This is a genomic window from Lacticaseibacillus porcinae, assembly GCF_003946305.1.
GTDB lineage: Bacteria > Bacillota > Bacilli > Lactobacillales > Lactobacillaceae > Lacticaseibacillus > Lacticaseibacillus porcinae.
The window spans coordinates 1-10,297 of the sequence record NZ_RHNS01000028.1 but is presented as its reverse complement, the minus strand read 5'-3'; the positions used below and the strand labels follow the sequence as shown (position 1 = coordinate 10,297).

At 46.9% G+C, this 10,297-nt stretch carries 7 protein-coding genes, 24 tRNA genes and 1 rRNA gene; 1 reads left to right on the top strand and 31 read right to left on the bottom strand.

What is annotated here, in order from left to right:
- Positions 1 to 404 precede the first annotated feature (404 nt).
- The 6 genes from EKM92_RS13415 to EKM92_RS13390 form a co-directional block, all read right to left on the bottom strand.
- On the bottom strand, positions 405 to 854 hold the full coding sequence (locus EKM92_RS13415; protein ID WP_125711488.1) for a Fur family transcriptional regulator: 450 nt from the start codon (positions 852 to 854) through the stop codon (positions 405 to 407).
- A gap of 157 nt (positions 855 to 1,011) precedes the next feature.
- Positions 1,012 to 3,114 (bottom strand): LTA synthase family protein, encoded by a 2,103-nt coding sequence (locus EKM92_RS13410; RefSeq protein WP_125711487.1) that lies wholly within the window; start codon positions 3,112 to 3,114, stop codon positions 1,012 to 1,014.
- Between the two features lie 471 nt (positions 3,115 to 3,585).
- Complete coding sequence (locus tag EKM92_RS13405; protein ID WP_054718529.1) at positions 3,586 to 3,819, bottom strand: YkuJ family protein; 234 nt, start codon at positions 3,817 to 3,819, stop codon at positions 3,586 to 3,588.
- Between the two features lie 67 nt (positions 3,820 to 3,886).
- On the bottom strand, positions 3,887 to 4,921 hold the full coding sequence (locus tag EKM92_RS13400; RefSeq protein WP_125711486.1) for a lysylphosphatidylglycerol synthase transmembrane domain-containing protein: 1,035 nt from the start codon (positions 4,919 to 4,921) through the stop codon (positions 3,887 to 3,889).
- 3 nt (positions 4,922 to 4,924) lie between these two features.
- Complete coding sequence (locus EKM92_RS13395) at positions 4,925 to 5,947, bottom strand: glycosyltransferase family 4 protein (protein ID WP_125711485.1); 1,023 nt, start codon at positions 5,945 to 5,947, stop codon at positions 4,925 to 4,927.
- Between the two features lie 2 nt (positions 5,948 to 5,949).
- The gene (locus EKM92_RS13390; protein WP_125711484.1) at positions 5,950 to 7,131 is read right to left on the bottom strand and encodes a glycosyltransferase family 4 protein; all 1,182 of its coding nucleotides are present in this window, start codon (positions 7,129 to 7,131) and stop codon (positions 5,950 to 5,952) included.
- 215 nt (positions 7,132 to 7,346) lie between these two features.
- Between EKM92_RS13390 and EKM92_RS13385 the strand changes: the two genes are divergently transcribed.
- On the top strand, positions 7,347 to 7,862 hold the full coding sequence (locus EKM92_RS13385; RefSeq protein ID WP_125711483.1) for a hypothetical protein: 516 nt from the start codon (positions 7,347 to 7,349) through the stop codon (positions 7,860 to 7,862).
- Positions 7,863 to 7,986: 124 nt separating this feature from the next.
- Here the strand turns inward: EKM92_RS13385 and EKM92_RS13380 are convergent.
- The 25 genes from EKM92_RS13380 to rrf all read right to left on the bottom strand — a co-directional run.
- Positions 7,987 to 8,070, bottom strand: a tRNA-Leu gene (locus EKM92_RS13380).
- 47 nt (positions 8,071 to 8,117) lie between these two features.
- Positions 8,118 to 8,189: transfer RNA gene (locus EKM92_RS13375), tRNA-Cys, on the bottom strand.
- A 31-nt stretch (positions 8,190 to 8,220) separates the two neighbouring features.
- Positions 8,221 to 8,292, bottom strand: a tRNA-Gln gene (locus tag EKM92_RS13370).
- A gap of 6 nt (positions 8,293 to 8,298) precedes the next feature.
- Positions 8,299 to 8,371, bottom strand: a tRNA-His gene (locus EKM92_RS13365).
- 16 nt (positions 8,372 to 8,387) lie between these two features.
- Positions 8,388 to 8,458, bottom strand: a tRNA-Trp gene (locus tag EKM92_RS13360).
- A gap of 5 nt (positions 8,459 to 8,463) precedes the next feature.
- Positions 8,464 to 8,544: transfer RNA gene (locus EKM92_RS13355), tRNA-Tyr, on the bottom strand.
- Positions 8,545 to 8,549: 5 nt separating this feature from the next.
- Positions 8,550 to 8,622: transfer RNA gene (locus EKM92_RS13350), tRNA-Phe, on the bottom strand.
- Between the two features lie 5 nt (positions 8,623 to 8,627).
- A tRNA-Asp gene (locus tag EKM92_RS13345) sits at positions 8,628 to 8,701 on the bottom strand.
- A gap of 20 nt (positions 8,702 to 8,721) precedes the next feature.
- A tRNA-Met gene (locus EKM92_RS13340) sits at positions 8,722 to 8,795 on the bottom strand.
- Positions 8,796 to 8,814: 19 nt separating this feature from the next.
- Positions 8,815 to 8,903 (bottom strand) — tRNA-Ser (locus EKM92_RS13335).
- Between the two features lie 18 nt (positions 8,904 to 8,921).
- Positions 8,922 to 8,993: transfer RNA gene (locus EKM92_RS13330), tRNA-Glu, on the bottom strand.
- 11 nt (positions 8,994 to 9,004) lie between these two features.
- A tRNA-Ser gene (locus EKM92_RS13325) sits at positions 9,005 to 9,092 on the bottom strand.
- A 19-nt stretch (positions 9,093 to 9,111) separates the two neighbouring features.
- Positions 9,112 to 9,185: transfer RNA gene (locus EKM92_RS13320), tRNA-Ile, on the bottom strand.
- Between the two features lie 13 nt (positions 9,186 to 9,198).
- Positions 9,199 to 9,269: transfer RNA gene (locus tag EKM92_RS13315), tRNA-Gly, on the bottom strand.
- Positions 9,270 to 9,287: 18 nt separating this feature from the next.
- Positions 9,288 to 9,360, bottom strand: a tRNA-Phe gene (locus EKM92_RS13310).
- A gap of 5 nt (positions 9,361 to 9,365) precedes the next feature.
- Positions 9,366 to 9,439: transfer RNA gene (locus EKM92_RS13305), tRNA-Asp, on the bottom strand.
- A 2-nt stretch (positions 9,440 to 9,441) separates the two neighbouring features.
- Positions 9,442 to 9,515 (bottom strand) — tRNA-Met (locus EKM92_RS13300).
- Between the two features lie 50 nt (positions 9,516 to 9,565).
- Positions 9,566 to 9,639: transfer RNA gene (locus EKM92_RS13295), tRNA-Ile, on the bottom strand.
- A gap of 6 nt (positions 9,640 to 9,645) precedes the next feature.
- A tRNA-Met gene (locus EKM92_RS13290) sits at positions 9,646 to 9,719 on the bottom strand.
- 24 nt (positions 9,720 to 9,743) lie between these two features.
- Positions 9,744 to 9,817: transfer RNA gene (locus EKM92_RS13285), tRNA-Pro, on the bottom strand.
- 4 nt (positions 9,818 to 9,821) lie between these two features.
- A tRNA-Arg gene (locus tag EKM92_RS13280) sits at positions 9,822 to 9,895 on the bottom strand.
- A 34-nt stretch (positions 9,896 to 9,929) separates the two neighbouring features.
- Positions 9,930 to 10,001: transfer RNA gene (locus tag EKM92_RS13275), tRNA-Gly, on the bottom strand.
- A 7-nt stretch (positions 10,002 to 10,008) separates the two neighbouring features.
- Positions 10,009 to 10,081 (bottom strand) — tRNA-Thr (locus tag EKM92_RS13270).
- Between the two features lie 43 nt (positions 10,082 to 10,124).
- Positions 10,125 to 10,197 (bottom strand) — tRNA-Val (locus EKM92_RS13265).
- Between the two features lie 6 nt (positions 10,198 to 10,203).
- Positions 10,204 to 10,297 (bottom strand): 5S ribosomal RNA (gene rrf / locus EKM92_RS13260); the annotation flags it as partial.

Genomic DNA, 10,297 nt, shown 5'->3' with positions numbered 1-10,297 from the left:
TCATGTTTAATTCTTTTCAATTAAGAAAAGCCCTATCACATTTACGAAACTTTGTTCAGTTTTCAAAGGACTACCTCGTTGATAGTTGCAATCAACTTCATAAGTTTATCATAACCATCAGTTTGTTGTCAAGAAAAAGTTTTAAAAACTTTTTGGTGAAGCGCTTCATAACGCCTCGCGACAACTTTTAAATCATACCAGACGGTCAAGCTTTCGTCAAGCATTAATTTCGCTTGGCCGCTTAACTGCGGTGTTATCTAAAAGACAACTTTGATATCATACCAAGCCCAGCAAGGTGCGTCAACCATTTTGGCCAACTTTTTTGAGACAAAAAAATTACCCGAACAGTGATCGCTTTACGCGTTTCACTCGTTCGGATAATTTCAGAAAACACCATAATTGATTTATGCTTTATTCGGATGTGCTAACTTTGCCTGGCACTCTGGACACAGCCCATAAACTTCCAAATGATGCGCGGTGACTTTAAAGCCTGTTTCTTTGGCCGCGTGGGTTTGAATTTCTGCTAAGTGAGGATCGCTAAAATCCACAATTTTGCCACAGTTCGTACAAATCGCATGGTAATGTGGCTGCAAGGGAAAATCAAAATGGACAGCAGTGTCTGCGACGTTCATTTCTTCCACTAAGCCCAGATCGGTCAGCAGACCTAAATTGTTATATACCGTGGCCACTGACATATGGGGAAAGTTCGCCGCCAGATCATCATGGATCTGCTCTGCAGTCGGATGTGCAGTGCTAGCGATCAGATATTGAATGATCGCAATGCGTTGTGGCGTCACGCGGATCCCTGCTTGTTTTAATTTGGTAATGGTTTGATCATAAACAGTTGCTTGCATGTTTTTTTCCTCATATTACGAAAGCTTCAAGATTCTAAAATAAGAATAACTCTAAACAAGCGCAAATACAATTGTAGATTGACGCTTGTAATCGAATATTAACCAACAGCGGCTTCGCAATACTCAATAGCTGAGCATCACGAAGCCGCTGTTTGGTTTATTTGGCACTACTGCTTAAACTACTGGAGCTACTCGATGATTCTGATTTCGCTAATTCTGGTGCATCTGTGACATATGGGACAGTGGCGCCATTGTTCTTCGCCAATACCGAGGTCCCTTTCTTTTGCGCCTTTTTGAGTTTCGCCAAAGCTTTCTTCTTATTGTACGAGTAATCGGACTTATTGACTTTCATAAAGCCATTAGGCGTATAGAAGCGCAGTAAGTCTTCATTCAAGACCCGATCAGATAAGTTCAACTCGGTGGTCACTTGGTTGGTGGCTTTGTCGATCGTGGCTTTTTGCTCATTGGACAAATGCTTGATCGCCTTACCAGTGGTCGTATCATAGTAGGTACTGCCAACTTTGGTGTATTGCGGCGTGACAAAGTCCCCATTACGGAAAGCCACCGTTTGTGAGTGTTGGGCACTCAACAAGTCTGAGCCAAATTGGACGTAGTTGTCAGCTTTGATCCCTAGCAAGTTCAACAAAGTCGGTAAGACGTCGATTTCCCCACCATAAGTGTGGTTGACGCCGCCTTTGAGGCCATCCATGTGGATCATGAATGGGACACGTTGGAACTGCGCATTGTCAAAATCATCGAACGACTTCTTGCCGAGTAACTTGGCCACCGCTTTTTTGTGGTTACCTGAGATCCCATAGTGATCCCCGTAAAATACCACCATACTATTTTTATCCAAACCAGATTGCTTCAACCACGTCATGAATTCACCAATGGATTGATCCAGGTACTTCGCAGTTTGGACATAACCGTCTACCGTGTCATCCCCGGTATCCGTTTTAGTGATGGTTTGGTTTTGTTTATCAAGTGTGTAAGGGTAGTGGTTGGTGACGGTGATCAGCTTCGCATAAAACGGTTGTGGCAGTTGTTCCACATACTCAGCGGCGTCTTTCATGAAGATCTTATCTTTTAAGCCGTAGCCGACATCAAAGTTTTTGCCTGAAAAGAAATAGTCTTTGGTAAAGAAGTAATCATAACCCCATGACTTATACGCGTTATCACGATTCCAGAAACTCGGGACATCCCCGTGGGCCGCGGCAGTGGTATAACCGTTTTGGTCCATGATCGCAGGGGCGGCTTGGAACGTGTTAGTGGTCCCGTCAGATACCATCGCTGAGCCTTCTGGTAACCCAAACAGTGAGTTTTCAAGCATCATTTCCGCATCGGCGGTTTTCCCTTGGCCGACTTGGTTGAAGAAATTGTCAAAACTCAAGGTATCTGACTCGTGATACAGCTTGTTCAAGTTAGGCGTGACTTCTTGGCCATCCCACTTAAAATCGATCAAAAATTGCTGGAACGATTCCAAGTGAATGATAAAGACGTTCTTGCCTTTGGCGACGCCTGAATATTGCACATTCGGCGAAACCTTATTGTTCTTTAAGTAGTTTAATACCGAATCGATATCAGAGGCTTTGGCATTGGCTTTGGTCGCACTGGTACGGGCTGTTTTGACCCCATCGACGACAGTATAAGCATTTAAACCGAGGTATTTGACGATATAGTTGTTGTCAAACGTCCGCGTCAACAACCCTGAACGATCAGAGTATGCCATGCTTAAGTTCGCACCGAATAACAACACGGCCAACAGCGAGATCCCCAGGGCAAAGCGTTTTTTGATCGGGCGCAAGTCCATGTGGATCAAATGTGTCGCTAACAGCACGATCAAAATCACCAAATCTAAGAACACGAACCAATCACTGGGGCGCATGATCCCAAAAACGCCTTTAGACAAGTTATTGGATACCGCACCTGAGCCTTTGATCAACGCAAAGGTCAAAAAGTCAGAGAATTCGCGATAATACAACACGTTGGCAAACAGCCAAATCGACGTCAAGGCGTCGATGATCAACATCACGATGTAAGACTTACGCCCCCGCATGTATAAGGCGATCCCAAATAACAACAAAGTCGTTGGGATCGGGTTGAACGCCAGCAACAAGTCTTGCATGCTGCCTTTGACGCCAAGATTGAACTTATTTTGATATGCCCAGTAGGTTTTCGCCCAAAACAATGCAATGGCGAGGACAAAAAATCCGAGCCTCGAATCAAAAAAGCCTCGAATTTTGCTACCGATATGTTTCATCGTGATCCTCCACTGATTTGAAATTGTCAATAATACAACATTATATCACAACCGTTAGTCTACACATTCGTCACACAAAACACAATTTATCCCCACAATTACGCGCGGGTTTAACTGAATGTTAACCGGTGTCCTTCAAAAATCGCTTTTTTTTCGTTGAGGATTCGTCTAAGAAATCCATGCCTTACTATCGTCGGGGCTTTAAAGCCATACAATTTCTTAGTACTCTCAGGTGATTCCACTTCGTCGTACTGTTTAATGTAATGCCGACACAGCTAGACAACTCCGAATTTGAGGTGATTGTCATCGTCACGCGTTTTGAAGCAACGTGGATACGACTAGCTACGCTTGAGCATTCGAACCAAGCCCGGGTTCAAATCCTCAAGCTAGGCTACCCGATCCACTAAATACGCTTCAAGACGCGCTGGGCACAAAAAAAGTCCCACAACTGCGGGACTTACCAACTGACTACTAGTCACCTAGTAGATCATAAATTTCCATCGCCGTGAGATCGATGTCATCGAAGTCAAACTTTTGGTGATGATCCATTTCTTCTAGGGTATAGGTTTCAGTCTTTGGGTCATATTCGACGAGACCTTTTTCGACACCGTCTTTTTCGAAACGCCGTGATTGCACTTCGCCATCGGTTGCTTCTTGCATCGCTTCTAAGCGTTTGATGATCGCAACTAATTGTGAGCTCTTCATACCAACGGCCCCCTTCCTGTACTTCTGTGATAGCGTACCATAAAATGGCCCACTGTGACTATGAAAATCAAATTTTTTTAGCGTTTTCAAGTTGTTTCATGCGCTTGGCCGGCACCGCTAATGCCCCGATGCCAAACACCATCCCTAAATAATAGGTCAACAAGCGCCATAACAACATGGCCAACACCAATTGTGACGGCGTCGCTACAAAACTGGCGAACAGCGTCTTAAATGACAGCTCTGCACCACCAGTACCGCCAGGGATCGGAAACAGTGACACGATCATGACGATCATCACATGTGACACCATCACAGTCACCAAGTCGACTTTCCCTAGGCCAAAGCTCAACAAGACAAAATACGGTACCGAGTAATACATCAGCAGTTGCACTAGCGTTAAGCCGGCTGCTTTTAAAACTTTCTTTTTTTCTTGTTTCAGATGCAAGCTTTCGGCATAAAAGGTGTCGATTTTTTCGTCCATGTTTTGCTGCCAGCGCAACATTTTCGCTTCGCCAACAAAGCGACCACATAACCACACGACACCTGACACCAACCGTTTGGTGAAGTGATATTGATACATCACCAACAACAAACCGATGATCACCACCACATGGATCACCAGACCAAAGACGATCAACCAAGCTAACGCCCCAAAATGCGTTGCCACGCGGTTAAAGCCGATCACAATGGTCAAGATGAAATTGATCAACACCATAAACTGGTACACCACAAATTTCATCAACAAGACAGAACTGGCGCGACCGCCTTCAACGCCTGCTTGCATCAACGCCACCAGTTGGGCAGGTTGACCACCAGAAGCAAACGGGGTGATGTTGTTAAACAATTGCTCGACTAATGGCACCCGAAATGCAGCCTGAAAGCTTAAATGTTCGCCTTGATGTTCCACGAACACCTTGACGACGAAGCTTTCGACTACCCAAGAACCGACCATGACCAATAATGCTACGAGCAACCACTGGAGTTGCATATGATTGAGCGTGTGCCACACTTGCCGGAAATTGAGGTCTTTCATTTCCCAAGCAAAGATCGCCACACCAATGGCGACCATGATCAACACAGCCCAACGATTTTTTCGACTCATGATTTACACCATTGCCGCTTGTTCGCGGTAGAATCGCTCCCATACTCGCGCCAAACGTGCTTGCGAGTATTCTTGAGCGGCAGCTTTTGCTTTTTGTGTATATTCTTGCTGCAGTTTAGGACTATCCCGCAATTGGTGAAGCATGCGGTTCATTGCTGGCTCGTCAGCGGCTTCCATCGCATACGGTTCAATGATCGTGTCATATAGATCAAGGGCTCGCACCATCACTGGCGTTTCGGTGGAAAAGGCTTCAAGCACTGCCATCGGAAACAGTTCTTCAAACGACGGCAACAAGAAACAATCGGCAATATTGTAGTAGTCGACCATTTCTTCACGTGGCACGATGCCAGTAAAGGTCAAATTCTCTGGTGCATTAGCGACTGCAGACTTTAAATGGTCATAGCCATTGGTGATCATCCCAAAAGAAAAGCCACCAGCCCAAATGAAACGCATATCTGGGTTACGCTTAGCCAACGCAATGAAATCATCGACGCCTTTGCGATCTTGGACTTGTCCAGCCCCAAATACCACAAAGTCATCTTGGTGTATGCCATATTTCGTCCGCAAGATCGCCTTGTTGTCAGCAGTTTCAGGATAAAAAGTTTGCCGCGAGACAAAGTTTGGAATATAAGTGACTTTTTTCGGGTCGATGCCATATTCTGCCAGGCGCGGAATAAAGTTCGGGTTGACCACCACTAAGGTATCCATCCGTTTGTAAAAAGCGACCACATATTTGTCCAGCGTCCACCTTGCAGGCTTTGGTAACGTCAACGATTGGTCCAAGGTGTCTGGCAAGAAGTGCACATAACCGATTTTGCGGCCACGTTTTTTTGAGAAAGTTGACGCAAAAAAGGCGGGATCGATGGTGTGGTAATGACTGATCACACTTGGTGAATAATCGTTGATGCTGATCTTAAATTCATTGGGTAAGTATTGTTGCAACAGATCCAATAATTCGGTGTATACTGCCCCTACCCCTTGGCCAGCAACTTTATCTGCAGAACTAAACATGTGGATGTCGATCATGGTTACCCCTTCGCTTCTTGTGGGTCATCTGCTTGGTCTTCAGTATTTTGAGCAGCCAAGGCTTGTTGATAAAACGCCAGTACTGAATCGCCGAATTGATCAGCAGAAATTGCCTGGAGTTTACTTTCACGCGGCTTAGGATCATCAAAAGCTTGTGGATGTTTCAGGTATTGCACACATTGCGACACCATTTCCGCATCTGTGGTAAAGGTGGTCCCAATAGCTGGATCATCTAACAAGCTTTGGGTGTATTCCCCTGCATATGCCACGACTTTGCGTCCCGCAGCCAACGCTTCGATATAAGTTAACCCTTGTGATTCTGAATCACTCGCTGACACAAACACGTCAGCAGCGCGATAGTAATCAGCGATGTCATCGTGATCGACTTCACCAATAAAGCGCACATGGTCTTTGATCCCTAAGCTTTCCGCTTGGGCTTCAAGATCAGCTTTCGCTGGACCGTCGCCAACCACTAACAACACGGTATCTGGTTGTTGGGCCAAAATGTCAGGCATCGCCCCCACGACGCGATCGATGCGTTTTTCATAAGCAACGCGGCTTAATGACAATAACACTGGCACATCTTGTAATCCGAGCTCTTCGCGTAAATGCGGATTTTTCGCAGCAGCAAATTGCGTGAGATCAACGCCTGTAGGAATGATCACTTTCGGGGTGGTGATCCCATACCCTGCCAAAGAGTCAGCAGTCCGCTCACTTGGGCAGACGACTCCGGCCACATGGTACAAATACGCGCGCATAAACTGCCGCACATGATACGGCCGCAACAAGTGGCCATTCATGACATAATGCAAATAGTCTTCATACATCGTGTGATACGTATGCACCACGGGAATTTTTAATTGGCGCGCCACAAATTTGCCGATGTATCCCATCGAAAACTCGGTTTGCGTATGCACAATGTCGAGTTGTAATTCTTTGGCGACGGCATAGGCATGAAATAACCCGCGCACAGCAATACGCCGATCGGTAAATGAAACAAACGGCACACTAGTGAAGCGAAACAAGTTTGGCTCCACTGCTTCTTCTGGGACATGGGGATCTGAAGTCGTGAAAATGTAGACGGTATGCCCCTTGCGTTCCAAATCGTCTTTCAACGTTTTGATCGACGTTGAAACGCCTGAGACTTGCGGAAAATATGTATCTGTAAAAATACCGATATTCATCAGGCTTCCTCCAAAAGACACAGATTGTTAATTATAGTATAGCCTACTCACGTGCAGGCGCAAAGTAACTCACTGCACAACATTGTACCAGTTTTTTGATGCCGACTAATCCTACTGAAGTCCCAATTTACGATTTTAACAATTCCATAAAGTCATCGGTCTTTCACACTTCATTCACGGATCCGTGCCATAATAGGCGCAAAGGGAGTGAGTCCATGCAACGTAGACGTCAACGTCCAAAGAAAAAACACTGGGGGCGCCGCATCGGTATCACATTATTAGTTTTAGTCGCGATTTGCGGTTTAGCGGTGGTTTTTTTCCCACAACTCAACAATACCATGCGCAGTGCCTCAGGCGGCAATGATACTGCTGCTGACAAAGCCGTCAAATCGACTTTAGTCAAACAACTTGAGGCGCACAAAACTGGCAATAGCACCACAGACGCGGCCATTGATACCGCCACTGCTGCGATCAACAACACGAAAATGAGCACTTTAATGAAAGCGGCCAAAGATCAAAGTGCTGCCACGTCTATGCTTGAACAAAATGGCATGTCGACCAGCACAGCTCAAGCCGTATCCAGTGCAATTTACAATACCCCTGCATTGGATAATGTTCGTGAGAAACTTGCCTCAGGGGATTATGTCGGGGCTTATCAAGCAGTTAAAAATACTGCCGATAGCAGCACCCTTTCCAGTTTAGCAACGCAACTGCAGCCTTACCTTCAATAAACTTTCACCTTGCCTAGGCTTTTGTCGCCTGGGCATTTTTTGAGTCAGCAATTTGACGACACAAAAAAAGACTCACAAGGAGTCTTTCATGTATTCATGTCTTGCGCATCCGGTATGTAACTTCTACCGGCGATCGGGGTCGAACCGATACTCTATTGCTAGAACCAGATTTTGAGTCTGGCGCGTCTGCCAATTCCGCCACGCCGGCATGACATGAGCTATATTATACACGCTTGCGGCTAACTTTGCAAGCGAAGGCGGTGATCGGATTTGAACCGACGCATAGAGGTTTTGCAGACCTTTGCCTTACCACTTGGCTACACCGCCAGGATGTATATTTTTTTGCTCCAAGGAGCAATTGGGGTAGCTGGATTCGAACCAGCGCATGACGGAGTCAAAGTCCGTTGCCTTACCGCTTGGCTATACCCCAATGAAGGGCGGTATGTGGGGATCGAACCCACGTGTGCCGGTGCCACAAACCGGTGTGTTAACCACTTCACCAATACCGCCATAAATCTTAAAAAGCAGGGATAGTAGGAATTGAACCCACACTGACGGTTTTGGAGACCGTAGTTCTACCTTTAAACTATATCCCTATAAATGGAGGATCTAGGATTCGAACCTAGGAACCCGAAGGAACGGATTTACAGTCCGTCGCGTTTAGCCTCTTCGCTAATCCTCCAGAAATGGCGCGGGACGGAATCGAACCGCCGACACATGGAGCTTCAATCCATTGCTCTACCAACTGAGCTACCGAGCCATTAACGGTTCCAACGAGACTCGAACTCGTGATCTCCTGCGTGACAGGCAGGCGTCCTAACCAACTAGACCATGGAACCAACATATTATTAAGTTGTAATTGCGGGAGCTGGATTTGAACCAACGACCTTCGGGTTATGAGCCCGACGAGCTACCAGACTGCTCCATCCCGCGATAATAGAAAAATGATAAAAGGAGAATGAGGGATTCGAACCCTCGCGTGGGTATTCCCCACCTGACGGTTTTCAAGACCGTTCCCTTCAGCCACTTGGGTAATTCTCCATGTGGTGTTAATAGCACTGACCCGTACGAGATTTGAACTCATGTTACCGCCGTGAAAGGGCGGTGTCTTAACCACTTGACCAACGGGCCATCATTAGCAACGGAGAAGGAGGGATTTGAACCCTCGCGCCAGTTTCCCGACCTACACCCTTAGCAGGGGCGCCTCTTCAGCCACTTGAGTACTTCTCCATGATGATTATTCAGTTAATGGGCCTAAATGGACTTGAACCATCGACCTCACGCTTATCAGGCGTGCGCTCTAACCAGCTGAGCTATAGGCCCAAAACAAGATTCCAGCGGGTGACGAGAATCGAACTCGCGACAACAGCTTGGAAGGCTGTGGTTTTACCACTAAACTACACCCGCATTTAAGGTATCGGGTAATGGCGCGGGACAGAATCGAACTGCCGACACATGGAGCTTCAATCCATTGCTCTACCAACTGAGCTACCGAGCCGACACCGGTTCCAACGAGACTCGAACTCGTGATCTCCTGCGTGACAGGCAGGCGTCCTAACCAACTAGACCATGGAACCAATTGCGGGAGCTGGATTTGAACCAACGACCTTCGGGTTATGAGCCCGACGAGCTACCAGACTGCTCCATCCCGCGATAATTAATATTAAAGTTAAAATGTTTCCCAGTCCATCAGCTGCGACCGATGGACCTTGTAGGGCTCGAACCTACGACCGGACGGTTATGAGCCGTCTGCTCTAACCAACTGAGCTAAAGGTCCAAGCAATCGCGGCGGGGGGGATCGAACCCTCGACCTCCCGGGTATGAACCGGACGCTCTAGCCAGCTGAGCTACACCGCGATAATTCATGAACAAAATGTTCAATCGGGAAAACAGGATTCGAACCTGCGACCCCCTGGTCCCAAACCAGGTGCTCTACCAAGCTGAGCTATTTCCCGATGATGCACCCAGTAGGAGTCGAACCTACAACCTTCTGATTCGTAGTCAGACACTCTATCCAATTGCGCTATGGGTGCATATTTAATTGTTGCAACGCTGATGATTCAGCGAAGCGGAAGACGAGATTCGAACTCGCGACCCCCACCATGGCAAGGTGATGTTCTACCACTGAACTACTTCCGCATACTACTGCCGACTAAAGGATTCGAACCTTCGACCCCCTGTTTACAAGACAGATGCTCTACCAACTGAGCTAAGTCGGCATTGGATGGAATCAAATCAGTCGGGTTTTGGATCTTCGATCCATGGAGGATACAGGGCTCGAACCTGTGACCCTCTGCTTGTAAGGCAGACGCTCTCCCAACTGAGCTAATCCTCCATAACAGCGTGGCGACTTCCTACCCTCGCAGGCAGTTACCCACCAACTACTCTCGGCGTAGAGAAGCTTAACTTCTGTGTTCGGCATGGGAACAGGTGTA

Excerpts from the sequence above, each read along its gene's own strand:
- EKM92_RS13395 (WP_125711485.1), bottom strand. The coding sequence starts at position 5,947 with ATGATCGACATCCACATGTTTAGTTCTGCAGATAAAGTTGCTGGCCAA.
- EKM92_RS13390 (WP_125711484.1), bottom strand. The coding sequence starts at position 7,131 with ATGAATATCGGTATTTTTACAGATACATATTTTCCGCAAGTCTCAGGC.
- EKM92_RS13405 (WP_054718529.1), bottom strand. The coding sequence starts at position 3,819 with ATGAAGAGCTCACAATTAGTTGCGATCATCAAACGCTTAGAAGCGATG.
- EKM92_RS13415 (WP_125711488.1), bottom strand. The coding sequence starts at position 854 with ATGCAAGCAACTGTTTATGATCAAACCATTACCAAATTAAAACAAGCA.
- EKM92_RS13410 (WP_125711487.1), bottom strand. The coding sequence starts at position 3,114 with ATGAAACATATCGGTAGCAAAATTCGAGGCTTTTTTGATTCGAGGCTC.
- EKM92_RS13400 (WP_125711486.1), bottom strand. The coding sequence starts at position 4,921 with ATGAGTCGAAAAAATCGTTGGGCTGTGTTGATCATGGTCGCCATTGGT.
- EKM92_RS13385 (WP_125711483.1), top strand. The coding sequence starts at position 7,347 with ATGCAACGTAGACGTCAACGTCCAAAGAAAAAACACTGGGGGCGCCGC.